The following is a 24,083-nucleotide window of genomic DNA, read 5'->3' as shown; positions in this document are numbered from 1 at the left end:
TCAGACTGGAAGTCATGAGCGAGTTCAGAATCGAGCATGACTCGATGGGCGAGGTGCGCGTGCCCTCAGGCGCCAGGTGGCGCGCGCAGACCCAGCGGGCAGTGGAGAATTTCCCGGTTTCCGGACGCCCTCTCGAGCCGTCCCACATAGCCGCGCTCGGCCTGATCAAGGCGGTGGCCGCCGAGGTGAACGGCGAGCTGGGCGTGATCGACAAGGACCTGGCCGAGGCCGTCGCCCAGGCGGCGGCCGACGTCGCCGAGAATGAGCACGACGCCCACTTCCCGATCGACGTCTTCCAGACCGGCTCCGGCACCTCGTCCAACATGAACGCCAACGAGGTGATCGCGACGCTGGCCGAGGAGCGCCTCGGCCGTCCCGTGCACCCGAACGACCACGTGAACGCCTCCCAGTCGTCCAACGACGTCTTCCCCACCTCGATCCATGTGGCGGCGGCGACGGAGGTGACCTTCCACCTGCTGCCCTCGCTCAGGCATCTGGCGGCGGTGCTGCGGGAGAAGGCGATCGAGTTCGACGGGGTGGTGAAGTCGGGGCGCACCCATCTGATGGACGCGACCCCGGTGAGGCTCGGCCAGGAGTTCGGCGGGTACGCCACCCAGGTCGAGAACGGCGTCCTGCGCGTCGCGACAGCCCTTGAGCGCGTGCTCGAGCTGCCCCTGGGCGGGACGGCCGTGGGCACCGGCATCAACACCCCGCCGGGCTTCGCTCAGGCGACCATCGCCAAGCTGGCCGAGGCCACCGGCATCCCGTTCGTCGAGGCCGGTGACCATTTCGAGGCCCAGAGCGCGCAGGACTCGATCGTCGAGCTGTCGGGCCAGCTCAAGGTGGTGGCCGTCTCTCTCACCAAGATCGCCAACGACCTCCGCTGGATGGGCTCGGGCCCGCGCGCCGGGCTGGCCGAGATCAACCTGCCCGACCTGCAGCCCGGCTCGTCCATCATGCCCGGCAAGGTCAACCCGGTGCTCCCCGAGGCCACGGCCATGGTCGCGGCCCAGGTCATCGGCAACGACACGGCGATCACGTTCGCCGGCGCGTCCGGCAACTTCGAGCTGAACGTGCAGCTGCCGATCATCGCGCGCAACATCCTGGAGTCGATCAGGCTGCTGGCGAACGTGTCGCGGCTGCTCGCCGACCGCTGCGTCGCCGGCATCACGGCGAACGTCGAGCGCCTGCGCGAGTACGCCGAGTCGTCCCCGTCGATCGTCACCCCGCTGAACAGGTACGTCGGCTACGAGGAGGCCGCGAAGATCGCCAAGCAGGCCCTGGCCGAGCGCAAGACCATCCGCGAGGTGGTCATCGAGCGCGGCCACGTGGCCGACGGCACCCTCACTGAGGAGCAGCTCGACGCCGCGCTCGATGTGTTGTCGATGACCCGGCCTCAGTGACCGGCCTCAGTGACCCGCTGACGCCTGGGCCTGCGTGGCGTGCGCCCACAGGGTGAGCAGGGACAGCGCGGCGCCGGAGTCGACCGCCTCCGCGGCCCGCTTGTAGGCCATGCCCAGGGCGGGCGTGAGGTCGGGTGCGGGCGGCGTGCCCTCGGCGGCCACCACGGCGGCGGCCGCGTTGAGCAGGACGACGTCCCGCACCGGGCCCCGCTCGCCCGCGAGCACGGCCCGTGCCACGGCCGCGTTGTGCCGGGCGTCGCCGCCGCGCAGGTCGTCCTGGCGCGACCGCGGGATCGACAGGTCGGCCGGGTCGAAGGCGGTGGGCGTGACCGTGCCCCGGCGTACGACCCAGATCGTGGAGGGGCCCGTGGTGGTGAGCTCGTCGAGCCCGTCGTCGCCCCTGAAGACCAGCGAGGAGCAGCCGCGCTGGGCCAGCACGCCCGCGATGACCGGCGCCATCCCCTGGTGGAAGACGCCGACCGCCTGGGCGGCCGGCAGGGCCGGGTTGGTGAGCGGGCCCAGGAAGTTGAAGACCGTGGGCACGCCCAGCTCGCGGCGCGGCCCGGCGGTGCGTCTCAGCCCGGAGTTGAACGCGGGCGCGAAGCAGAACGTGATGCCGACCTCGTCCGCGACCCTGACCACCGCGGCCGGCGGCAGGTCGATGACCACGCCCAGCTCCTCCAGCACGTCCGCCGCGCCCGCCAGCGAGGAAGCGGCCCGGCCGCCGTGCTTGACGACCTTGACGCCCGCGGCGGCGGCGACGATGGCGGCCATGGTGGAGATGTTCACGGTGTGGGCGCGGTCGCCGCCGGTGCCGACCAGGTCCACGGGGTCGCCGGAGACCCTGATCGCGGCCGATTTCAGGAGCATGCCGTCGGCCAGCCCGGACACCTCGGCCACGCTCTCGCCCTTGGCCCGGAGCGCGATCGCGAACGCGGCGATCTGGGCGTCCGTGGCCGTCTCGCCGATGATCTGCTCCATGGCCCACTTGGCCTGGAGCGAGGTGAGTGACCTGCCGTCGAGCAGCGTGGAGAGCAGTGCTGGCCAGGTGGTGGTCATGGTGAGCGCCCTTTCGTCAGTGCTCGACGGGGGCGCGTATGACATGCGATCGGCCGCCTCGTCGAGGCGGCCGGTGCGTATGCGCTGGGAGGTCCGCCTAGGAGGCGGGCCACCACTGGGACGAATACGCGGTCATGCGTTCAAGATAGCAGACGCCGTGATCCACATAGGGCGGAGCGGATCTATGTCGCCGGCACCCATGCGTCGGGGCGCGGCCACCGCCTAGGGTTCGGGGTATGGCGAAGGAGCTGACGGGGCGGACCGCGCTTGTGACGGGGGCGGGGGGCGGCATCGGGGCGGCCTGCGCCCGGCGCCTGGCCGCCGACGGGGCGAAAGTACTGGTCGTCGACCTGCGGGCCGAGCCCGCCGAGAAGGTCGCCGCCGAGATCGGCGGGGTGGCGGTGGTGGCCGATCTGAGCGATCCCGGGTTCGTGGCGGCGCTGCCTGACGAGCCGGTCGACATCGTGGTGAACAACGCCGGGTTCCAGCACGTCTCGCCGATCGAGGACTTCCCGCCCGAGGTGTTCTCGGCGATCCTGCGGGTGATGGTCGAGGCGCCGTTCCTGATCGCCCGGCAGGTGCTGCCCGGCATGTACGCCAGGGGCTGGGGGCGGTTCGTGAACATCTCGTCCGTGCACGGGCTGCGTGCCTCGCCGTTCAAGTCGGCGTACACGACGGCCAAGCACGGGCTGGAGGGCTTCTCCAAGGTCGTCGCGCTCGAAGGGGCGCCGCACGGGGTCACCTCCACCTGCGTCTGCCCCGCCTACGTACGGACGGGGCTGGTCGAGGCGCAGATCGCCGACCAGGCTAAAGTGCACGGCATCGAGCCGGACGAGGTCGTCGAGAACATCATGCTGCAGCCCGCCGCGATCAAGCGGCTGATCGAGCCCGAGGAGGTGGCCGAGCTGGTCGCCTACCTCTGCGGCCCCGCCGGGTCGTTCATCACCGGCGTCTCCCTTCCCATGGACGGCGGCTGGACGGCGCACTAGTGCGAGGGAGCGCCGTCGCCTGGACTGAGGAGCGGCGGGAGCGAAGCGACCAGAGCGACGAGGGAAGGCGACGGCTCCAAGGCGACCGAGCCCGCCGAACGGAGTGAGGCCATGAGCACGCAGTTCCTGGAGTTGCTCGCGCGGGAGGCGTCGGCGGTCGAGTTCGAGGGGCCGATCATCGAGGCCAGGGCGCGGGGCGCGGACCCGGCCACGATCGAGGAGCTGGAGCAGGCCAAGGTCGAGGCGCTCAAGGTGCGTGACCTGCTCAAGCGGCGCGCCAGGCGCGAGGCCGAGCTGTCGGCCCTCTACGACACGGCCGGCGACCTGGCCGCGCTGCGCGACCTCGACGCCGTGCTGGAGGCCATCGTGCACCGGGCCAGGCAGCTGCTGGCCACCGACGTCGCGTACATGACGCTGCACGACCCCGAGCAGGGCGACACGTACATGCGGGTCACCGACGGGTCGATCTCGGCCAAGTTCAGGGCGTTGCGGCTGGCCATGGGGGCGGGGCTGGGCGGCCTGGTCGCGCAGACGGCCACCCCGTACTCGACGGCCGACTACTTCGCCGACGCCAGGTTCCGTCACAAGCACCACATCGACGAGGCCGTCACGGAGGAGGGCCTGGTCGCGATCCTGGGCGTGCCGCTGCGGCTGGGGCAGCGGGTGATCGGCGTGCTGATGGCGGCCAACCGCAGCGCGCGGCCGTTCCACCAGGAGGAGGTGTCGCTGCTGGCCAGCCTGGCCGCGCACGCCGCCGTCGCGATCGACAACGCCAGACTGCTGCAGGAGACCAGGAACGCGCTGGAGGAGCTCTCCCAGGCCCACAGGACCGCCAGGGCGCACGGGGAGGCCGTGGAGCGGGCCGCGCTGGCCCACGACCGGATGACCTCGCTGGTGCTGCGCGGTGGCGGGATCGAGGACGTGGCGGCCGTGGTGACCGACGTGCTCGGCGGCTCACTGGCCGTGCTGGACGATCTGGGGCGGCCGCTCACGGGTGACGTGGGCGAGCTGGACGCCGGGGTGTTCGAGTCGGCGCAGGCGTCCAGGGCGCTGGGGCGTACCGTGCGGCGGGGCGACCTGCTGATCGCGTCGGTGGACGTCGGCGGGGAGCCGCTGTGCACGCTGATCCTGCGCAGCGACGACGCCGACGGGCGCATCCTGGAGCGGGCGGCGCTGGTGTGCGCGCTGCTGCTGCTGTTCCGCCGGAGCGTGGCGGAGGCCGAGGGCCGGGTCAGGGGCGAGCTGCTCGACGACCTGATCTCGCGGCCCGGCTCCCCCGGCCTGGCCGACCGGGCCCGGCGGCTGGGTGTCGATCTCTCGGCGCCGCACGTCGTGGTCGTGGTGCGGCATGAGGGCCAGCGGGAACGGGCCGCGTTCTGGGCCTCGTCGCAGGCCACGCTGCGGCGCGGGCTCGCGGCCGGCCGGGCGGGCGAGGTGGTGCTGCTGCTGCCGGGGGCCAACGCGGGCGGCATCGCGCAGCGCGTCGCCGCCGAGCTGAGCGCGTCGCTGCAGGTGCCCGCCACGGCGGGCGCGTCGAAAGTCTGCCTCCCCGGTGCGCCGGCCCGGCCGCCGGGCGGCGGCGAGCCCGGAGCGGGTGCCGTGGTGGGCGACGTGGCGGGCGACGTAGCGGTGGCCTACCAGGAGGCACGCAGGTGCGCCGAGGCGCTGATCGCGCTCGGACGGGCGGGTGACGGCGCGAGCGCGGCCGAGCTGGGGTTCGTCGGGCTGCTCGTGGGCGACGGCCGTGACGTGCGCGGCTTCGTCGGGCGGGTGCTCGGCGCCGTGATCGACTACGACGCCCGCAGGGGCACCGCGCTGGCCGACACGCTGGCCGCCTACTTCGGCTCGGGCGGCTCGCCCTCCCGTACGGCCGAGGCCATGCACATCCACGTCAACACCGTCACGCAGCGGCTCGACCGGATCGGCAAGCTGCTCGGCGACGGCTGGCTGGAGCCGGAACGCGCGCTCGAGATCCAGCTCGCGCTCCGCCTGCACCGGCTCGGCCACACATCCACCCCATAGACTGTGGGCCCTGGCCCCATATAAGTGACGCCGGTCACTCCTTACCGTGACCGGCATGGCCACTTCCATCAAGAAGATCGTCGCCGCGAGCCTGATCGGCACCACCATCGAGTGGTACGACTTCTTCCTGTACGGCTCGGCAGCCGCCCTCGTCTTCAACAAGCTCTTCTTCCCCGAGTCCGACCCGCTCACCGGCACGCTGCTGGCGTTCCTCACCTACGCCGTCGGATTCGTCGCCCGTCCGCTCGGCGGCCTGGTCTTCGGCCACTTCGGCGACCGGATCGGCCGCAAGACGCTGCTGGTCGTCAGCCTGCTGACGATGGGCGCGGCCACGTTCCTGATCGGCTGCCTGCCGACGTACGAGACCCTGGGCCCGTCCGCGGCGCTGCTGCTGACCTCGCTCCGGCTCGTGCAGGGCTTCGCGCTCGGCGGCGAGTGGGGCGGCGCGGTGCTGATCGTCTCCGAGCACGGCGACACGGCCCGCCGCGGCTTCTGGGCCTCCTGGCCGCAGGCCGGCGCTCCCGGCGGCAACCTGCTGGCCACCGGCGTGCTGGCGGCCCTGGCCGCCTGGCAGTCGGACGAGGCGTTCCTGGCGTGGGGCTGGCGGGTGCCGTTCCTGCTGTCGGGCGTGCTGGTGCTGATCGGCCTCTGGATCCGCCTGACGATCACCGAGTCGCCGGTGTTCCAGGAGGCGCCGCCGGAGAAGGCGCCGCCCATCGTGGGCGTGCTGCGGCACCACTGGAAGGACGTGCTCACCGCGATCGGCGCGCGCCTCGCGGAGAACATCTCCTTCTACCTGCTCACCGTCTTCGTCATCACGTACGCCAAGTCAGTCAAGATCGAGAACTCCACCGTGCTGAGCGCGGTGCTGATCGCCTCGGCCATCCACTTCGTCACGATCCCCATGTGGGGCGCGCTGTCGGACCGGATCGGCCGCCGCCCGATCTACCTGGCGGGCGCCGCCGGCATCGGGGTGTGGATCTTCGCGTTCTTCCCGCTCGTGGACACCGGCAACTTCCTGGTGATCACCCTCGCCATCACCGTCGGCCTGCTCTTCCACGGCATGATGTACGGCCCGCAGGCGGCCTTCTTCTCCGAGCTCTTCGGCACGAGGATGCGCTACACCGGCGTCTCCATCGGCGCGCAGCTGTCGGCGATCGTGGCCGGCGCGCTGGCCCCGATCATCGCGGTCGCGCTGCTGAAGTCGTACTCGAGCAGCCTGCCCATCTCGGTCTACCTTGGTCTGGCGGCGCTGCTCACGCTGGGCGCGGTCTACGCCGCCCGCGAGACCCAGGGCAGCGACCTGGCCGAAAGGATCCACGCGCGATGAAGGTCACCACGCCCAGACTCACCCAGAACGTCCTGACCGTCGAGGGCAGGGACACCGGCGAGCCGGTGCTGTTCGTGCACGGGAACGTCTCCTCGGCCGCCTTCTGGCGCGACAGCATGGCGGCGCTGCCCGGCGGCTACCGCCCGCTCGCGGTCGACCTGCGCGGGTTCGGTGACAGCGACCCCGCGCCCGTGGACGCCACGAGGGGCCTGCGCGACTGGTCCGACGACCTGATCGAGCTGGTCGAGGCGCTAGGCCTGGACGGGGTGCACCTGGTCGGCTGGAGCCTGGGCGGCGGCATCGTGCTGCAGCTCCTGCGCGACCGGCCGGCCGTCGTCAGGAGCGTCACCCTGGTCAACCCGATCTCCCCGTACGGCTTCGGCGGCACGGAGGGCCCGGACGGCCGACTCACGCACCCCGACGGCACGGGAGCGGGTGCCGGCGCCGCCAACCCCGACTTCGTGGCCCGGCTCAAGGCAGGCGACATGTCGGACGAATCCCCCACGTCGCCGCGCAGCGTCTTCCGCTCCTCGTACGTCAAGCATCCCGAGATCGCCGACGAGGACTTCTACGTACGCTCGATGCTCACCACCCGCGTGGGCGAGGCCAACTACCCGGGCGACGCCGCCGCCTCGGAGCAGTGGCCCGGCGTGGCCCCCGGCAAGCTCGGCATCCTCAACGCCATCGCCCCCACCCACTTCCGCCTGGACGACCTCCACGAGATCGACCCCAAGCCGCCCGTCCTGTGGATCAGGGGCGCCGACGACGTGATCGTCTCCGACACGTCGTTCTTCGACCTGGCCCACCTGGGCGCGCTCGGCGTCGTGCCCGGCTCCCCCGGCACCCCGGCCCAGCCCATGGTGGCCCAGACCAGGGCCGTGCTGGAGCGCTACGGCCCGTACCGCGAGGCCGTCGTCGACGACTGCGGCCACAGCCCGCACCTGGAGCACCCCGAGGAGTTCCAGCGCCTGCTGACCGCCCATCTCGGGGGGTCGTGATGTTAGTCGCGCTCACCCTGGTCGCGAGCCTGCTCACCCCTGCCCCGCAGCTCACGGTGCCGGGTGCGGAGCAGGCCGTGGTGGCCACGCTGGACGACCTGACCACGGCGGGCACCGCGAAGACCGGCCACACCGACCCGGCCGACTGGGCCGGGCTGCACTCGGCCGCCACGGTCAACCCGACGGGCGTGCCCGGCATCCAGATCGACGGCTACTTCCCCGATACCTCCACCACCAATGCCACCCACGGCTGGAACCACGACTCCCAGTTCGTGATCAGGCTCCCCGAGCGCTGGAACGGCGGCCTGGTCGTCGGCGGCACCCCCGGCAACAGGGAGCAGTACGCCAACGACTACACGATCTCCGACTGGGTGCTGGCCAAGGGCTACGCCTTCGCCGCCACCGACAAGGGCAACGTCGGCGTGAACTTCCACGAGGACGGCCGCGATCCCGGCGACGCCATCGCCGAGTGGAACCACCGGGTCACCCAGCTCACGGTGGCCGCCAAGGCCGTCGTCAGGCAGCGGTACGGCAAGAAGCCCCAGCGCACGTTCGTGGCGGGCATCTCCAACGGCGGCTACCTGGTCAGATGGCAGCTGGAGAACCGCGGCTGGCTCTACGACGGCGGCGTGGACTGGGAGGGCACGCTCTGGCGGGTCAAGGGCGACAACCTGCTGAACTTCCTGCCGCCCGCGCTGAAGGCGTACCCGGACGAGGCCGGGGTGCGGGCGGCCGGGTTCGCGGCGGGCTCGGAGTTCCTGTGGCCGTTCCACCGGCAGTACTACTGGGAGCTCACCCAGCAGCTCTACCAGAAGGAGCTGGACCCGTCCTACCAGGGCGCGGCGGCGGACTACGACTACGACCGGCGCAAGCCGTACGCGGCCGTGGCGAAGATCGCGCTGACCGGCCGGATCACCAAGCCGCTGATCACGATCCACGGGACGCTCGACACGCTGCTGCCGATCTCCCGCGACTCCGACGTCTACGCGAAGATGGTAGGCCCGCACCGGCCGTTCCGCTACTACCGCGTCGAAGGCGGCAACCACCTGGACAGCCTGGTGGACGTCTACCCCGACCGCCTCAAGCCCATGCTGCCGGCCTTCAGGAGCGCCTTCGAGGAGCTGGAGGGCTGGGTCAGTCCTTGAGGTAGCGGTGCCTGCCCGCGCGCGCCAGGCGCACCATGTGACGCGCGCCGGGCAGCCGCCTGCCGATGCGGTGCAGGACGGTGTCCCTGCCCATGGGCGAGCGCCGCCCCGGATCGACCGCGGCGGCGGGCCGTACCAGGATCTTGCCCCTGCGCACCTCCAGCGCGAACCTGAGCCCGATCTCCTCCTCCGCCGTGCGCAGCGACGTCAGCCAGGCGCCGGGGCCGAGCTGGTCGGGTGGCGGCATCATCCGCTTGACCGGCACCTTGGCCACGAGCTGTCCCGCGAGCCGGCCCGGCACCCCGGCCTCGACCAGGGCGGGCGCGCACACCTCGCGGCCGCGCCGCCCGGTGCTGCGCAGCACCAGCTCCAGCGGGGGTCCCCCGCTCGGCGGCACGTACGGCACCGGCAGCACGACGTACGCGTGCCCGTCGAGCCGCTTGACCTCCACCCCGCGCGACACCAGGGCGATCGACTCGGAGAACGAGCGCGGCTCGACCGCCAGGCCCAGATCGCCGTGGTCGGTCCAGCACGGCACCACCAGGCGCGTCCTGGGCCGCTGGGCCAGCACGCCCAGGCAGTTGAGCGGGCCCGCCGAGCTGCCGACCCGGCTCCTGGCCTGGTTGGCGCCGCCGAACATGCGGACGTGCACCTCCCACTGGCCCGGCCTGAGCGGCTCGCCGACCGCGGCGGCGGTCACGTCCAGCTGGGCCTCGCCCCTGATCTGCACGCGCATCCGGCGGCGGCCGTCCTGGACGCGCTCCACATGCTGGGTCAGGGGCAGGAAGTGGATCACTCCCGTCTCGGCGTGGCGCACGTACAGCTCGACGCGGGCCCGCTCGACCGCCTCGGTGACGTCGGTGACGCTCTCGTCCAGGGCCTTGGTCTCCAGCGAGCGCGGCGGGATCCAGTGCAGGCGCTCGCCGTCCTCCCGGTACCTGTCGGGCGTGCCGTCGCCCGCCAGGACCTCCACGGTCAGCGCGAGCACCAGTACGTGGGCGTCCCAGCGCATCTCGGTCAGGTCGGCGCGGAGCCCGGCGCGCTTGGAGGAGTTCGACAGGAGCACGATCTGGTCCAGGCGCCCCATGCGCACGTACGCGGCCACCACGCGCAGCTGCACGGGCAGGTAGCGGTCGAGCCGCTCCGGGAACCGCTCCTCGACCAGCTCCTGCACCACCCGGAAGTGCAGGCCCCGGTCCACCGACGAGTCGGCGAACCTGGCGGTCAGCAGCGGGCGCAGGACGGCGTATCGGAACCAGTGGGCCTGCATGCGGTCGCGCTGGCGGCCCTCGCCCACGCAGGTCTCGATGTCGGTGAGCAGCGCGTCGAGCTCCTTGACCATGGCCCGCGGCTCGTCCTCGGCCCCGAGCCGGTCGCCGAGGTGGCAGCAGACGTGCTCGGCCAGCACGGCGATGACCTTGGCGTGCAGGTAGGCCCGCATCACGAACGCCTGCTCGGCCATCCTGCCGCCGGGCACGGTGAACCCCAGCTCGTGCTCCTCCAGGAAGGCGCGGCGGTAGAGCTGCTGCGGCACGAGCAGCTGGAGGAGGCGGTCGCGCAGGATGTCGGCGCGGGCCGTGCCGCGCTCGAAGGCGGCCATCGGCGGCCCGAAGTCGCGGATCAGGCGGCCGACCAGCACGTCGGCGTCGGTCTCCACGGCGCGCTCGTGCATGCGGGCGACCGCGTCCTTCTCCAGGCGGTCGCCCTGGTCGAGGAAGTAGACGTAGTCGCCGGCGGCGGCCGCCAGGCCCACGTTGCGGCCGCGCATGGGCGTCCCGGTGTGCGGCAGGTGCAGGACGCTCACGTTGTCACGGGTCGTGGCGATGGTGTCGAGGCGTTCGCCGATCCCGTCCGTGGAGCCGTCGTCCACGAAGATCACTTCGTACGCGTCCGGGGGCATCGTCTGCTCCAGGGCGGAGCGGATGCACGCGTCGGCGGTGGCCCCCGGATTGTGGACATTGACGATCACGCTGACCTTGACACCCATGCGGCCAGAGTGGGCCCGCATGCACGTTCGGGCGCGGCGGCTTGCCGATTAAAGAGGGAAAGTTGACCCTCTAATACCAACCCACCGACTGCGAGTGTCCCCAGGCGCCACAGGGCGTGCCGTAGCGGCCCTTGATGTAGCCGAGGCCCCACTTGATCTGGGTCGCGGGGTTGGTCTGCCAGTCGGCGCCCGCGCTGGCCATCTTGCTGCCGGGAAGGGACTGCGGGATGCCGTACGCGCCTGAGTAGCGGTTCATCGCCCGCGAGTTCCAGCCGCTCTCCTTCTGCCAGAGCCGCTCCAGGCAACCCCACTGGTCGTCGCCCCAGCCCATGGAGGCGAGCATGGTCTTGGCGGTGGCCTTGCTGCTGCCCGGCGAGGGGATGCTGCCCGGCGGGAAGTTCATGGAGGGGAACCCGTCACCGCCCGGCGCCTTCTTCGGCACCACCCAGTCGATCTCGGGGTTCTTGCCCGCGGAGGCCCGGCCGTCCTTGAGCTTGTCCGCCTTGTACGCCTGCTCGGCGGCGTTCTTGAGCGCGTCGTTCTGGGGGTCGGGCGTGTAGAAGCTGCCGCTCGCGATGGCGCCCAGCTGCTCGGGCGTGAAGGGCGTGACGGCCGGCCTCTTGGCGTTCTCCATGGCGCGGTAGGCGACGAAACCGCCACCGCCGACCACGACCACCAGCGAGACGGTGGTGATCACCACCGCTTTCACGCTCAGGCGCTTCTTGGGCCGGCGCGCCGGGGGAAGGTCTTCCTTCGGCGGGCGCTCACTCAACTGCGGACCAGGGCTCACGAACCATGAGCTTGCCCTGTACTGGGGGGTGGTTCGCAACCGAAACGCGGGAATCGCTTGGGACCCCGTTGGCTAACTTGCTGGTAACCGTGGCGTTTCCGAAATAGTGTGATATTGCTCACACAAAGGACGGCTCGCCCTCGGACGCCCGCAAACCGAAGGGGGCCGCTTCCAGGCTGCCTCGACCACTTCCGTGTCCCATCTGTGACACGTCACAGTTTGGTGACTTAGTTCGGGCATTCGGGACATGGAATAATAATTTGTGCGTGGCAGGCATCCTCCTGGTTGAAGACGACCCCTCGGTGCGTACGGCTCTCGAGCTGGCGCTGACCCGTCAGGGGCATTCCGTCACCTCGTACGCGACGGGCGAGGAGGCACTCGAGCACATCAGGGCCCGCCGCCCGGAGATCGCGATCCTCGACGTGATGCTCCCCGGGATCGACGGGATCGAGGTCTGCCGCCGCGTACGCAAGCTCGACCAGCTCCCCGTCATCCTGCTCACGGCCCGCGGCGACGACCTGGACGTGGTGGTCGGGCTGGAGGCCGGCGCGGACGACTACGTGGTCAAGCCGGTCGAGCCCCGGGTCCTGGACGCGCGCATCCGCGCCATCCTGCGCAGGGCCGAGTCCGCCGCCTCCGATCGCATCACCTTCGGCGACCTCGTGATCGACCGGGGCGCGCTCAAGGTCATGCTGGCCAACAAGGAGATCCACCTGACGCCGACCGAGCTGCGGCTGCTGCTGGAGCTCGTACGGCACCCGGGCCAGGTGCTCAACCGCCGCTACCTGCTGCGCGAGGTCTGGGACCACACGCACATCGCCGACTCGCGGCTGGTGGACGCCTGCGTGCAGCGGATCCGGGCCAAGATCGAGCCGAGGCCGGCCGAGCCCGTGTTCATCCACACGGTGCGCGGGTTCGGCTACCGCTTCAGCCCTCCGTGATCCCCCTGCCCACGGGACTGCGCGCCCGCCTCGTCATCACGTTCACCCTCGTCGCCGTCACCGCCTCGCTGCTGGTCGCCACCATCGGCTTCGAGCTGGCCAAGACGGCCCTGGTGACCCGCGAGGAGAACACCTCTCTCGACCTCGTGATCAGAGAGCTGGGCAGCATCACGTTCCCCATCGGCAAGCTCGCGCCCGGCGAGGCCGCGCCGACCATCAAGGAGCTGGACCGGGTCGCCGCCGCGCTGAGCGGGCCGGGCCGCAGCGTGATCGTCGAGTACGGCACGTTGGTCTCCACCGAGGGGCCCATGACCCTGAGCGACGTGCCCAACGAGCTCTACGGCCGGGCCAAGCAGAGCGTGGTCACCCAGCGCAAGGTCATCCGCAACCAGCTCTGGCTCATCGTCGGCGCCGAGGTCTACCGCGACGTCGACGGCGCTCCCCAGGCCACCGGGCTGCGCGCGTTCGCGTTCTTCCCGATGCGGGGCGACGAGAACCAGCTCAACACGCTCAGGGCCACGCTCGCCCAGGCCGGCGCCGCCATCGTGCTGATCGCGCTGGTCGTGGCGCTGCTGTCGGCCAGGCAGGTGCTGCTGCCGGTCAGGCGGCTGAGCGCGGCCGCGCAGGCGCTCGGCCAGGGCAGGCTGGACACGCGCCTGCCCGTCCACGGGCAGGACGAGCTGGCCGAGCTGACCTCCAGGTTCAACGACGCGGCCGCGGCACTGGAGCTGAGCGTGTCCGAGCTGCGCTCGCTGGAGGCCATGTCACGCAGGTTCGTGGCGGACGTCTCGCACGAGCTGCGCACGCCCCTGACCGCCATGACCGCCGTGGCCGACATGCTCTCCGAGGAGGCGGGCCGGCTGCCGGATGCGCCGGCGGAGGCCGTCCGGCTGGTCCTCAGGGAGATCGAGCGCCTGCGCGAGCTGGTCGAGCACCTCATCGAGATCAGCCGCTTCGACGCGGGCACGGCCACGCTCAACGTCGAGCCGGTGAACGTGGCCGACGCCATCGCCGACTGCCTGGAGGTGCGCGGCTGGACCGATCAGGTGGAGGTGAAGGCGTCCCAGGGCTTGACGGTGAACCTCGACCCGAGGAGGTTCGACGTCATCGTGGCCAACCTGGTCGGCAACGCGCTCAAGCACGGGCAGCGACCCGTCATGGTGAGCGCCAGAGGCACGGAGAACGGCCTGGAGGTGAAGGTGCGCGACCACGGCAAGGGCATCCCGCGCGAGGCGCTGGCGCACGTCTTCGACCGCTTCTTCAAGGCCGGCGCGGGCCGGGCCCGCAGCCAGGGCAGCGGACTCGGCCTCGCGATCGCCAGGGCCAACGTCCACCTCCACGGCGGCACGATCTCCGTACGCCTGCAGAATCCCGGCACGCTCTTCACGGTCTGGCTACCGCACTCATGACCCGCGCTCTGGTCCTCGCTCTCCTGCTCGCCCTGACGGCCTGCGGCATCTCGCCCACGGACGTCCAGGACCGGGGAAACGCGCCCACCATCAAGATCCCGCCGCCGTCCAAGACGATCTTCCTGATCAGGAACGGCAAGCTCGCCCTGGAGGCGGCCGACGTCGAGAACGACACCGTCGCCAGCCTGCTCGGCGCGCTCTTCGCGGCCTCCTCGCAACCTCTGGACGGCGGCCGGGACACCGCGCTGCGCGGGTTCACGTACCTGGGGATCAAGGACTCGCTGAACCCCGTGCAGCGCGACGAGGTCCAGCTGCCCCGCACCTCGACGCTGACCGTCTACGTCAGGGGCGACGGCACGCTCACCAGGCTCGGCATGGCGCAGATCGTCTGCACGGCCCAGCAGGACGCGGCGTACGAGATGGTGAAGATCGTCCGGGAGAACGTGAACCGCCCCTCCAAGTCGGAGGGGCAGCACACCTGCGGCGAGCTCAAGTGATCACATCGTGATGTCCTCGAGCATCTCCGTCACCAGCGCCGCGATCGGAGAGCGCTCCGACCTGGTCAGCGTGACGTGCGCGAAGAGCGGGTGGCCCTTCAGCTTCTCCACCACCGCGACCACGCCGTCGTGCCGGCCGACGCGGAGGTTGTCGCGCTGGGCCACGTCGTGGGTGAGCACGACCCGCGAGTTGGCGCCGATCCGGCTCAGCACGGTCAGCAGCACCCCGCGCTCCAGCGACTGGGCCTCGTCCACGATCACGAACGCGTCGTGCAGCGACCGGCCTCGGATGTGCGTCAGCGGGAGCACCTCCAGCATGCCCCTGTCGAGCACCTCCTCGATCACCTCGGGCGAGGTGATCGCGCCGAGCGTGTCGTAGACCGCCTGCGCCCACGGGCCCATCTTCTCGCCCTCGGTGCCCGGCAGGTAGCCGAGCTCCTGGCCGCCCACGGCGTACAGGGGGCGGAAGACGACCACCTTGCGGTGCTGGCGGCGCTCCAGGACCGCCTCCAGGCCCGCGCAGAGCGCGAGCGCCGACTTGCCGGTGCCGGCCCGGCCGCCCAGCGAGACGATGCCGATCTCCGGGTCCATCAGCAGGTCGAGCGCGATGCGCTGCTCGGCGGAGCGGCCGTGCAGGCCGAACACCTCGCGGTCGCCGCGTACGAGCTTCACCGACTTGTCCGGCTGCACCCTGCCGAGCGCCGAGCCCTTGGCCGACAGCAGCCGCAGGCCGGTGTGCGCCGGTAGGTCCCTGGCCTCCTCGAGGTCGGCGCTGCCCTGGTCGAAGAGCACCTCGACGTCCTCCGCGGTCACCTGGACCTCGGCCATCCCCGTCCAGCCCGACTCGTGTACGAGCTCGGCGCGGTATTCCTCGGCCGCCAGGCCGATCGAGGCCGCCTTGACCCGCAGCGGCAGGTCCTTGGACACCAGGACCACGTCGCAGCCCTCGGCGGCCAGCGAGCGGGCCACGGTCAGGATGCGGGTGTCGTTGTCGCCCAGGCGGAACCCGACGGGCAGAATCGACGGATCGCTGTGATTGAGCTCAACCCTGATCGTGCCGTCCCCCGTGGGCATCGCCTCATCGAGCCTGCCGTACTGGATGCGCAGGTCGTCGAGGTAGCGCAGGGCCTTCCTGGCGAAGTAGCCGAGCTCGGGATGATGGCGCTTCCCCTCCAGCTCGGTGATGACCACGATCGGAAGAACCACGTCGTGCTCGGCGAAGCGTGTCATTGCCGCCGGGTCGGCCAGCAGGACCGACGTGTCCAGCACATACGTGCGCTTGGCCGACAGGTGAGTAGGGTTGCTCGAGGACACTGCCACACGTTCTCCCCCGGGCGCCCATAAGCGCGAGCGCCCTGCAGACGAGGCGGGATTCGGACCGGTCCCACATCCCCGACCGCGAGCTGCCGTCGGCGCCGGGTACCGGCCCCCCTCGGCAGATCTTGGTGCAAAGGCGGGCCCTCTCCGAAATGTCCGGCCTGCGGTCGGACATTTACTACGTTACGTTCTGAATGCCCCGTTGTCGCGTCATGAACCGTAACGTCGGTGTCTCGCAGCGTAGTCGCGCAGCGCCCGCAGGAAATCCACCCTGCGGAAGTCAGGCCAGTAGGCCTCGTGGAAGTAGAACTCAGAGTGAGCGCTCTGCCAGAGCATGAAGCCGGACAGGCGCTGCTCGCCCGAGGTCCGGATGAGAAGATCCGGGTCGGGTTGGCCGCGAGTGTAGAGATGCTCCGCGATGTGCTCCACATCGAGAACCTCGACGAGGTCCTCGATGCTTGCCCCTTTGCTCGCTTGCTCCTGGAGGAGTGAGCGCACCGCATCGGCAATCTCACGCCTTCCTCCATACCCAACTGCAACGTTCACAATCAGGCCTGGACGGTGTGATGATGCTTCCTTTGCGTTTTTCAGGACATTCGCCGTCCGGTCCGGCAGCAGATCCAGCGCGCCGACCGGGCTGATCCGCCAGCCCTCGTCCACCAGCTCCTGCGTCACGTCCTCGATGATGCGCAGCAGCGGCTCCAGCTCCTCCTTCGGCCGGTTGAGGTTGTCATTGGACAGCATCCAGACGGTGACGACCTCGACGCCCGTCTCACGGCACCAGTTGAGCAGCTCCGAGATCTTGTCCGCGCCCTTGCGGTGGCCGCTGGCGACGTCACGCATGCCCATCGCGCGTGCCCAGCGGCGGTTGCCGTCGATGATCACCCCGACGTGCCGGGGGATGATGTCCTTCGACAGCTTGGACTCCAGCCTGTGCTCATACAGCCGGTAGACCAGATCGCGCAGGCCCACGGAGTGCCTCCCCAGCGGTTGCCTTCGGTCGCATGACCCAACAGGCAATTATCACCGCGAATCGCCCGTGCCTGCTCCGTCTAGCGGATTCCTCGCCAGATCTCTACCTTCCAGACATCCTTCCGCCTCATCCACGAGGCTCCGGACGAACACCGACAGCTCCGACGACGTCAGCACCGCCCGCATGCCCACGCCCGTCGAGCCCCACGCCTCCACGTACGCCCTTCTGGTCAACCGCCACTCGCCCTCGGTGGCCTGCCACACGGGGATGGTCCTGAGCTGGCAGCGCAGCTCCCCACCGCCCACCAGGCCCGCTCTGGTGCGGTAGCGGAAGGAGAACAGCTCGCTGTCCGGGTCCTCGTCAGGGAACCTGTCGTCGGGGTCGGTCCACCGCCTGGCCGCTCCGCGTCCCTGCCGGGCCTCGTCCACGCCGCGTGCCAGGCGCGCGAGCAGCCAGCCGCACCGCTCCCCGACGCTCCCGTACGGCGTGCCGTCGCGACGCAGTTCGAGGGTGACCTCGTACGGCGTGCCGATGCTGTCCTTGCATGCCACTGGCGTGACGGTCAGATAAGAGCCGTCGACACAACGCAATCCCCCCATTCTCTGACGGTTTCCGGACGAATGCCTGCTAAACCGGCTATCCCTGATCCAACCCTGGCCGGTTGCGGCCACGCTCAGGGCAGGAATCGCGACCACCAGCGGGGTTTGGGCGGCGGATCGGGCATGCGGCCGCGCTCGCGCAGCCAGGCGGCGAAGTCGTCCGCGTCGGTGCGGTAGTTGGGCGGCGGCGCGCTGCGGGACCGCGCGTAGGCGGCGAACTCCGCGGGCAGGTCGGAGCCGGCCGCGGCGGCGGCGTCGGGCCGGATCCTGGCCACGATGCCGCGCCGCTTGGCGACCAGGCTCGACGCCTGCACCCGCATCCGCTCCGGGTCGAACCCCTGGGGCAGCTCCGCGCCGGCGACGAGCGCCGCCACGACCTGCCCCTGCGCCTCGGCCAGCCGCCGCCGCGCCGCCCCCAGCCCCTCGGCGCCCGCCACCGCCGAGGGGACGTCAGCCGTCACCGCGGCCGGGGCTTCGGGGGCCGGGGAGCGGCGCCGGTCCGTCATCCGGGCTCCCCGGCCGCGGACATCGCCGTGCGGATCCTGGCCAGCTCGTTCCCCAGGGCGGCGTCGCTCGGGTACTCGTCGTCCCACTCCAGCAGCACTCCCGGCGGGGTGGCGCGGGCGCACAGCTCCGTGAGCAGGTCGAGCACCGCCTCCGGCGCGGAGGTGGTGTGCGTGTCGTGCCAGATGCCGTGGTGCTCGTACCCGCCGGCCACGTGGACGTACGCGAGGTGCTCCAGCGGCAGCGCGTCGAGCGCGTCCGTGGCCGACAACCCCAGGTTGAACTGATTGGTGTAAAGGTTGGCCACGTCGATCAGCAGCCCGACCCCGGTGCGCTCGACCAGTTCGGCGAGGAACTGGGCCTCGGTCAGCTCGTCGTCCGGCCAGCCGAAGATGGCGGCGACGTTCTCCAGGGCGAGCGGCACCGGCAGCGCGTCCTGGGCCCTGCGCACGTTCGCGGTGATGACCCGCAGGGATTCGCGGGTGCGCGGCACGGGCAGCAGGTGCCCGGCCTCGATGCCGCCGCCCCGTACGAACGCCAGATGCTCGCTGACCAGCGGCGCGTCCAGCGCCTCCGCGCAGGCGGCCAGGTGGGCGAGCCGGGCCGGGGAGGGCGGCTCGGCGCCGCCGACGCCGAGCGACACCCCGTGCGGGACCACCGGCAGCCCCCTGGCGCGCAGCACGCGTAACGACTCGGGGAGGTCGGCGGGCTTGAGGTTCTCGGCGACGACCTCGAGGAAGTCGACGCCGGGCATCCGCTCGATGGACAGGTCCAGCTCGGCCCGCCAGCCGATCCCCACCCCCAGCTCGACCCCGGTACGCTGCCGTGCTCCCGGCTCGGCCATGTCAGCTCCCTCCTCCCCCGCAACCGCCGCCGCCGCAGCCGCTCGCGCCACCGCAGCTCGACGAGCCGCCGCCGCAGCCTCCTCCACTGCTACTGCATCCACTGGATCCGCTGTATCCGCTGTATCCGCCACCGTACGTCGCCCGCCGCCTGGGCCGGCGGGCCGCCCTGGCCGCGCGCAGGTCGGCCTTCACCTGCGCGCCCGGACCGTACAGCGCGGTGTGCACCCGCCCGCCGCCCGAGCCCAGCGGGTGCGTCTTCCTGGCGTTGCCGAGCCGCTCCACCCCGTGGGCGGTCAGCTTGTGCCGACGGGACTTCCGGCGGTTGGCGATCACGGCGGCCGCGCCGGCGCCGGTGATCGCCAGGGCGATCAGCGAGAACGCCAGGAGCGGCTTCGTGCCCTCGGTGAGCACGGTGACCACGGCCGCCACGACCCCCGCGAAGGCCAGCGCCGACACCACCTGAAGGCCGGCGGCCAGCCGGTCGAGCCGCCTGGCGCGGTCGCCGGGCAGGACCAGGCCGGCGTCCGTGAGGTGGCGCTTGAGCTCGTCCATCGCCAGGCTCCTGCGCACCTCGGTCTTGAGCGCGGACGCCGGGAGCCCGGAACGGTCGGCGACGGTGGCCAGCACCACCTGCTCGACGGGGTCCCGCGACACCGACCGCGCGTGGACGCTGTGCACGTGCCCCCCGCGTGCCACGCGCAGATCTCCCGAGCCGGTCAGGAGAGCGATGGCCGTGCCGGCCACCTGCTCCGGGCCGCCCGCCAGATAGGCGATCTCGTAGTGGCTCAGTTTCCGGCCCATGGCGCGAGTACGGGACGTCGTCGGGACGGCGCGCTCGCGTTTGAATGCGGAGGCGGTGGTTAAGGCAGTCGCGGCCAGAGCCACCGAAAGGATCAGCAGGAACAGGTCCATTTAGGCCTCCCTCCGTACAGCCGAATAAGGCTGGTTATCGGAAGGACGCGTAAGGCAGCGGTAAAGGTTTCGTTCTGCTCATTTAGATTATTCGAATTTCGTCGGCGGCTCCGTCGGGTCGGACGGAGCCGCCGTACCGCACGAGGGGATCAGCCGAGGCGGTCCAGCAGGGCGTTGTACTCGTCCCACAGCTCCTTCGGCAGATGCGAGCCGAACTTGTCGAAGTGGGCCGGGATCAGCGACGCCTCCTCGCGCCACACTTCCTTGTCGACCGACAGGAGCGTGCGCAGGTCCTCCTCGGTCAGGTCCAGGCCCTTGGTGTCGAGGTCGGCCGGCAGCAGGCCGATCGCCGTCGGCACGGCCTTGGCCTCGCCGTTGAGCCGGTCGACGATCCACTTGAGCACGCGGCTGTTCTCGCCGAAGCCCGGCCAGATGAACTTGCCCTCGGCGTTCTTGCGGAACCAGTTGACGTAGTAGATCCGCGGCAGCTTGGCGCCCTTGCGGCGGCCGATCTCCAGCCAGTGGTCGAAGTAGTCGCCCATGTTGTAGCCGCAGAACGGCAGCATGGCGAACGGGTCGTGGCGCAGCTCGCCGACCTTGCCCTCGGCCGCGGCGGTCTTCTCGGAGGCGACGTTGGCTCCGAGGAAGACGCCGTGCTCCCAGCTCAGCGACTCTGTGACCAGAGGCACGGCGGTGGCGCGGCGACCGCCGAACAAGATCGCTGAGATGGGCACACCCTTGGGGTCCTGCCATTCGGGTGCGATGGTCGGACACTGGGCGGCGGGAGTGGTGAAGCGGGCGTTCGGGTGGGCGGCCGGCTCGTCGCCGCCGGGCGTCCAGGAACGGCCCTTCCAGTCGGTCAGGTGCGCCGGCGGCTCCTCGGTCAGCCCCTCCCACCACACGTCGCCGTCGTCGGTGAGCGCGACGTTGGTGAAGATGCTGTTGCCCCAGAGCGTCTTGACCGCGTTGGCGTTGGTCACCTGGCCGGTGCCGGGCGCGACGCCGAAGAAGCCGGCCTCCGGGTTGATCGCGTAGAGGCGGCCGTCGTCGCCGAAGCGCATCCAGGCGATGTCGTCGCCGATCGTCTCGACCTTCCAGCCCGGGATCGTGGGCTGGAGCATGGCGAGGTTGGTCTTGCCGCAGGCGCTCGGGAAGGCGGCCGCGACGTAGCGGGTCTCGCCGGACGGCGGCGTGAGCTTGAGGATCAGCATGTGCTCGGCCATCCAGCCCTCGTCGCGGGCCATGGCGCTGGCGATGCGCAGGGCGTAGCACTTCTTGCCGAGCAGGGCGTTGCCGCCGTAGCCGGACCCGTACGACCAGATCTCGCGGGTCTCGGGGAAGTGGCTGATGTACTTCGTCGAGCTGCACGGCCAGGGCACGTCCTGCTGGCCGTGCTCCAGCGGCGCCCCGACGGAGTGGACCGCCTTGACGAACTCGCCCCTCTGCTCGATCAGGCGGAGCGCCCTGTCCCCCATCCTGGTCATGATCCGCATGGAGACGGCGACGTACGGAGAGTCGGTGATCTCGACGCCGAGCTGCGAGATCTCGCCGCCGAGCGGGCCCATGCAGAACGGCACGACGTACATCGTCCGGCCGCGCATGGAGCCCTTGAAGAGCTGCCGGAACGTCCGGCGCATCTCGTCGGGCGCGATCCAGTTGTTGGTCGGGCCCGCGTCCTCCTCGCGCTCGGAGCAGATGAAGGTACGGTCCTCGACCCTGGCCACGTCGCTGGGGTCGGACTTGGCGTAGAAGCTGTTGGGCCGGGCGGCGAGTCGCGTGAACGTCCCCTGATCCACGAGCAGGTTGGTCAGGCGCGTCCACTCCTCTTCGGACCCGTCGCACCACTCGATCCGGTCTGGCTGGGTCAGGGCGGCGATCTCGTTCACCCACGCGGCCAATTCGCCATTGCTGGTCGGTGCGGGCACTTCCACGGAAACGGACACGACTGCGACTCCTCCACTGTCTCAGGGCCCAGTCATCATTAACGACGAAGCGGCATGAAAGCCAATTGGCATAGACCTGTTGGCTTGACCGTCGCCGCAGGCAGCGGCCCTGACGATTGGTGGAGCCTACCCAGCCCGAGCAGATTTAAAAGAGAATTAACATGCAGTGGTCCAGTCCAATTCCGATGGTCTAAACCAATTTCCTCAGTGGTTTAGTCCATTTCCGCGCCCGTTTCCGCTGCGTGGTCTCAGGAATTGACGTCGGGTCCCTCGGAGCGAACGCGGTCGACGTGCTGGAGCGCGTCCCGCAGGTCGGCGAGCCATGTGTCAGTGTGCCTGCCGACCAGACGTACGCACCAGGCGAGCGCGTCGCTGCGACTCCTGGCCACTCCCGCGGCCACGAGCGTGTCCAGAACCTGCCGCTCCGTCTGACGCAGCCGGGTCATCACGGGCACGGAGAGTGTGGTGAACATCACAGTCTCGCCGCCGCAGACCACCCCCCAGGACACCTTCTGCCGGAACTTGCGCTCGGCCTCCCGGGCGATCTCGATCCGCCGCTCGCGCGTCTCCTCCCTGAACCTCCTGGCCAGCCCTTCGACCAGAGCGGCCCGCTCGGCCTCCGGCACGTCGTCCGGGGGGTCGGGGAGGGTGCCGAGCACCGCGATCTCCTCGCGGTCCCTGACGATCTCGGGCGCACCGGTGAACCAGCCCTCGGGCAGCCGTCCGGTGAACCAGCCGTGAATCTGCGCGGTGTCGTCGTCTGTTGCCATGTAATCACCATTACACAGTTGCACGCGAAATGCACGCCTCCGGGACCGCGTTTACGCACCCCACCGCCCCCTCCCCCCTCATGCCCACCCCCCGCCCCACTCGCCCCGGAAGGGCTACGCCGCGAGGTGCTCACGGGGGCCTGATCATGCGCACCCCACCCACCCATAGAGCGACAGGCGCGGGGGCGGGGGCACGACGCGGGCGGACCGTCGTCTTGCGGGCCTCGCGGGTGGGCCTAGGGATGCACGGCGCGGCGCGGCACGGGTGCGCGCACCGGGGCGGGCCCGTCGGTCGCTGGCCGAGCGCGTCATGCCACCACCCGCCCGCAGCATCGTGGCGCGGCCTCACGTGGTGCGACGCCGTGCGCGCGTCGGCGGCGTGCGGCGCCGGGCGGCCGGGGCCGGGCTGGTCGGGGCCGGGCTGGTCAGGGACGGGGGCGGGCTGGCCGGAGCCGGGCTGGTCGGGGGAGGGGCGGGGTTAGCGGACCTTGGCGGCGGCGACTGGGCTTACGCGGACGACGCCTGCCAGGTTGCGGGTGTGCACGGGCGAGATCTTGACGACATCACCGGTGCGCGGCGCCTGGATCATCTTCCCGTTACCCCAATAAATCGCTACATGGGAGATGTAGTCGGGATTGGTCGGGTCAAGGCGCCAGAAGATCAGATCGCCCGGCTGCGCCTGCGACAGCGGAACCTGCGGCCCGGTCACCCACTGCTGGTGCGTCACCCGGGGCATCCGTACCCCCGCCTGGGCGAAGGCCCACTGGACCAGGCCGGAGCAGTCGAAGGTGTCTGGCCCCTCGGCGCCCCACACGTACGGCCGGCCGAGCTTGGAGGCGGCGGCCTTCAGCGCCACGGTGATCTGCTCGCCCGTCATGAACGACCCGGAAGGCCAGGTACGGGTCGGGGTCTGCGGCTGCGGGAGGACCGGGTTGACCATGGCCACCTGCGTGCCCTTGGGCAGCCGCTTGAGGATGGCCCTGCGCAGCGTCTCGGAGTTGGTGTCGGGGGCGCTCACGATGAGGGCGTTGTCGCGCGGGAGTCCTAAGGTCCGCCCCACGTTCTTGGACACGACGGCGTCCACCGCGCCGAACCCGGTGGTGGCGTACGCGCCGATCCGCAGCGTCCCGGCCGGGCTCGCCACGCGCCGGTGCAGCGCGAGCCCGCCGTCGTTGCCGAGCACGAACGAGACCGCCACGTCACCCGCCGCGACGTTCTGCCAGAGCGCGTCGGACGAAGCGGTCACCTTGGGCGTGTACGAGCGGAACGTGGACGGATTGACCGCCAGCGTCTGCACCCGCTTGTCGTCGAGCATGACGGACGCCGCGTCGGCCAGCTCCAGGGCCCGCACCCCGCGCAGCTTGGCCACCTTCCGTAACAGCTCGTTGGTGAACGGCTTGCTGGTCAGCACGAACAGGTTGGGCTTGTGCAGCTTCTTCAGCGGCTCCACCGGCTGGACGGTGGTGACTGGTGGCGGTTGCTGCTGCCCCTGCTGCTGTTGCGGCCGGCGCTGCGCCAGCGGCGTCTGCTTGAGCGTGGCCTGCGCGCGTACGGGACCGACGTCCTGCCCGGATCGCGCGAGCAGCAGCACGTCGGCGGTCAGCACCGCGACCAGCGCCACCACGATGAACGGCACCAGCTTGTACGTGT

Annotated in this window: 21 protein-coding genes; 9 read left to right on the top strand and 12 right to left on the bottom strand. The window is 70.8% G+C overall.

From position 1 onward, the window contains the following. Positions 1–14 precede the first annotated feature (14 nt). Positions 15–1,403, top strand: coding sequence for a class II fumarate hydratase (locus ACWDRB_RS12990; protein ID WP_449893422.1), 1,389 nt, complete (start codon positions 15–17; stop codon positions 1,401–1,403). A gap of 6 nt (positions 1,404–1,409) precedes the next feature. Here the strand turns inward: ACWDRB_RS12990 and trpD are convergent, their stop codons facing one another. Beyond that, entirely contained in the window at positions 1,410–2,462 is a 1,053-nt protein-coding gene (trpD, locus tag ACWDRB_RS12985) for an anthranilate phosphoribosyltransferase (RefSeq protein ID WP_350725665.1), read from the bottom strand. Positions 2,463–2,698: 236 nt separating this feature from the next. Here trpD and ACWDRB_RS12980 point away from each other — a divergent pair, with 236 nt between their 5' ends. The 5 genes from ACWDRB_RS12980 to ACWDRB_RS12960 all read left to right on the top strand — a co-directional run bounded on the left by ACWDRB_RS12980 (position 2,699) and on the right by ACWDRB_RS12960 (position 8,946). Further along, positions 2,699–3,451, top strand: a complete 753-nt coding sequence (locus ACWDRB_RS12980; RefSeq protein WP_350725667.1) for a 3-hydroxybutyrate dehydrogenase — start codon at positions 2,699–2,701, stop codon at positions 3,449–3,451. Between the two features lie 111 nt (positions 3,452–3,562). Next, positions 3,563–5,473: a helix-turn-helix domain-containing protein gene (locus ACWDRB_RS12975; protein ID WP_449893419.1), complete on the top strand. Its 1,911-nt coding sequence runs from the start codon at positions 3,563–3,565 to the stop codon at positions 5,471–5,473. A gap of 55 nt (positions 5,474–5,528) precedes the next feature. Beyond that, positions 5,529–6,803, top strand: a complete 1,275-nt coding sequence (locus ACWDRB_RS12970) for an MFS transporter (protein WP_355197325.1) — start codon at positions 5,529–5,531, stop codon at positions 6,801–6,803. Further along, on the top strand, positions 6,800–7,801 hold the full coding sequence (locus ACWDRB_RS12965; protein ID WP_449893416.1) for an alpha/beta fold hydrolase: 1,002 nt from the start codon (positions 6,800–6,802) through the stop codon (positions 7,799–7,801). Before ACWDRB_RS12970 ends, ACWDRB_RS12965 begins: the two co-directional genes overlap by 4 nt. Further along, positions 7,801–8,946 carry an alpha/beta hydrolase family protein gene (locus ACWDRB_RS12960; protein WP_449893414.1) on the top strand — a complete coding sequence of 382 codons (1,146 nt, stop codon included), beginning with the start codon at positions 7,801–7,803 and terminating at the stop codon, positions 8,944–8,946. The genes ACWDRB_RS12965 and ACWDRB_RS12960 overlap by 1 nt, the downstream gene beginning before the upstream one ends. Here ACWDRB_RS12960 and ACWDRB_RS12955 read toward each other — a convergent pair. Beyond that, on the bottom strand, positions 8,936–10,933 hold the full coding sequence (locus tag ACWDRB_RS12955) for a glycosyltransferase family 2 protein (RefSeq protein ID WP_449893412.1): 1,998 nt from the start codon (positions 10,931–10,933) through the stop codon (positions 8,936–8,938). The two genes, ACWDRB_RS12960 and ACWDRB_RS12955, sit on opposite strands and share 11 nt — an antisense overlap. A 70-nt stretch (positions 10,934–11,003) precedes the next feature. Next, a complete protein-coding gene (locus ACWDRB_RS12950; RefSeq protein WP_449893410.1) occupies positions 11,004–11,642 on the bottom strand; it encodes an aggregation-promoting factor C-terminal-like domain-containing protein in 639 nt (212 codons plus the stop codon). A gap of 347 nt (positions 11,643–11,989) precedes the next feature. Between ACWDRB_RS12950 and ACWDRB_RS12945 the strand changes: the two genes are divergently transcribed. The 3 genes from ACWDRB_RS12945 to ACWDRB_RS12935 are packed head-to-tail and all read left to right on the top strand — an operon-like array spanning position 11,990 to position 14,570. Then, positions 11,990–12,664 (top strand): response regulator, encoded by a 675-nt coding sequence (locus ACWDRB_RS12945; protein WP_449893408.1) that lies wholly within the window; start codon positions 11,990–11,992, stop codon positions 12,662–12,664. Then, positions 12,661–14,073, top strand: a complete 1,413-nt coding sequence (locus tag ACWDRB_RS12940) for a HAMP domain-containing sensor histidine kinase (RefSeq protein ID WP_363970779.1) — start codon at positions 12,661–12,663, stop codon at positions 14,071–14,073. Before ACWDRB_RS12945 ends, ACWDRB_RS12940 begins: the two co-directional genes overlap by 4 nt. Continuing rightward, a complete protein-coding gene (locus ACWDRB_RS12935; protein ID WP_350725685.1) occupies positions 14,070–14,570 on the top strand; it encodes a hypothetical protein in 501 nt (166 codons plus the stop codon). Before ACWDRB_RS12940 ends, ACWDRB_RS12935 begins: the two co-directional genes overlap by 4 nt. On the opposite strand, the gene ACWDRB_RS12930 is transcribed toward ACWDRB_RS12935, so the two are convergent. The 9 genes from ACWDRB_RS12930 to ACWDRB_RS12890 form a co-directional block, all read right to left on the bottom strand. Beyond that, positions 14,571–15,839, bottom strand: coding sequence for a PhoH family protein (locus tag ACWDRB_RS12930; RefSeq protein ID WP_394496445.1), 1,269 nt, complete (start codon positions 15,837–15,839; stop codon positions 14,571–14,573). Between the two features lie 258 nt (positions 15,840–16,097). Further along, positions 16,098–16,859 (bottom strand): isoprenyl transferase, encoded by a 762-nt coding sequence (locus ACWDRB_RS12925; RefSeq protein ID WP_350725689.1) that lies wholly within the window; start codon positions 16,857–16,859, stop codon positions 16,098–16,100. Between the two features lie 51 nt (positions 16,860–16,910). Further along, the gene (locus tag ACWDRB_RS12920) at positions 16,911–17,411 is read right to left on the bottom strand and encodes a hypothetical protein (protein ID WP_449893405.1); all 501 of its coding nucleotides are present in this window, start codon (positions 17,409–17,411) and stop codon (positions 16,911–16,913) included. A gap of 122 nt (positions 17,412–17,533) precedes the next feature. Beyond that, complete coding sequence (locus ACWDRB_RS12915; RefSeq protein WP_449893402.1) at positions 17,534–17,965, bottom strand: hypothetical protein; 432 nt, start codon at positions 17,963–17,965, stop codon at positions 17,534–17,536. Further along, positions 17,962–18,807, bottom strand: coding sequence for a DUF692 domain-containing protein (locus tag ACWDRB_RS12910; protein WP_449893400.1), 846 nt, complete (start codon positions 18,805–18,807; stop codon positions 17,962–17,964). Before ACWDRB_RS12910 ends, ACWDRB_RS12915 begins: the two co-directional genes overlap by 4 nt. A gap of 1 nt (position 18,808) precedes the next feature. Next, complete coding sequence (locus tag ACWDRB_RS12905; protein ID WP_449893398.1) at positions 18,809–19,720, bottom strand: TIGR04222 domain-containing membrane protein; 912 nt, start codon at positions 19,718–19,720, stop codon at positions 18,809–18,811. Positions 19,721–19,869: 149 nt separating this feature from the next. Continuing rightward, positions 19,870–21,663 (bottom strand): phosphoenolpyruvate carboxykinase (GTP), encoded by a 1,794-nt coding sequence (locus ACWDRB_RS12900; protein ID WP_449893396.1) that lies wholly within the window; start codon positions 21,661–21,663, stop codon positions 19,870–19,872. Positions 21,664–21,911: 248 nt separating this feature from the next. Next, on the bottom strand, positions 21,912–22,433 hold the full coding sequence (locus ACWDRB_RS12895) for a hypothetical protein (protein WP_449893394.1): 522 nt from the start codon (positions 22,431–22,433) through the stop codon (positions 21,912–21,914). Positions 22,434–22,911: 478 nt separating this feature from the next. Next, complete coding sequence (locus ACWDRB_RS12890) at positions 22,912–24,069, bottom strand: C40 family peptidase (protein WP_449893391.1); 1,158 nt, start codon at positions 24,067–24,069, stop codon at positions 22,912–22,914. Between the last annotated feature and the right edge of the window lie 14 nt (positions 24,070–24,083).

It is taken from the genome of Nonomuraea sp. NPDC003707, from assembly GCF_053587055.1.
The sequence above is the reverse complement of the archived record's forward strand: the minus strand, read 5'-3'. Positions and strand labels throughout refer to the sequence as shown.

Bases quoted from the DNA above. Each gene is read 5' to 3' on its own strand.
- ACWDRB_RS12990 (WP_449893422.1), top strand. From the start codon at position 15: ATGAGCGAGTTCAGAATCGAGCATGACTCGATGGGCGAGGTGCGCGTG.
- trpD (WP_350725665.1), bottom strand. From the start codon at position 2,462: ATGACCACCACCTGGCCAGCACTGCTCTCCACGCTGCTCGACGGCAGG.
- ACWDRB_RS12980 (WP_350725667.1), top strand. From the start codon at position 2,699: ATGGCGAAGGAGCTGACGGGGCGGACCGCGCTTGTGACGGGGGCGGGG.
- ACWDRB_RS12975 (WP_449893419.1), top strand. From the start codon at position 3,563: ATGAGCACGCAGTTCCTGGAGTTGCTCGCGCGGGAGGCGTCGGCGGTC.
- ACWDRB_RS12970 (WP_355197325.1), top strand. From the start codon at position 5,529: ATGGCCACTTCCATCAAGAAGATCGTCGCCGCGAGCCTGATCGGCACC.
- ACWDRB_RS12965 (WP_449893416.1), top strand. From the start codon at position 6,800: ATGAAGGTCACCACGCCCAGACTCACCCAGAACGTCCTGACCGTCGAG.
- ACWDRB_RS12960 (WP_449893414.1), top strand. From the start codon at position 7,801: ATGTTAGTCGCGCTCACCCTGGTCGCGAGCCTGCTCACCCCTGCCCCG.
- ACWDRB_RS12955 (WP_449893412.1), bottom strand. From the start codon at position 10,933: ATGGGTGTCAAGGTCAGCGTGATCGTCAATGTCCACAATCCGGGGGCC.
- ACWDRB_RS12935 (WP_350725685.1), top strand. From the start codon at position 14,070: ATGACCCGCGCTCTGGTCCTCGCTCTCCTGCTCGCCCTGACGGCCTGC.
- ACWDRB_RS12915 (WP_449893402.1), bottom strand. From the start codon at position 17,965: ATGACGGACCGGCGCCGCTCCCCGGCCCCCGAAGCCCCGGCCGCGGTG.
- ACWDRB_RS12910 (WP_449893400.1), bottom strand. From the start codon at position 18,807: ATGGCCGAGCCGGGAGCACGGCAGCGTACCGGGGTCGAGCTGGGGGTG.
- ACWDRB_RS12905 (WP_449893398.1), bottom strand. From the start codon at position 19,720: ATGGACCTGTTCCTGCTGATCCTTTCGGTGGCTCTGGCCGCGACTGCC.
- ACWDRB_RS12895 (WP_449893394.1), bottom strand. From the start codon at position 22,433: ATGGCAACAGACGACGACACCGCGCAGATTCACGGCTGGTTCACCGGA.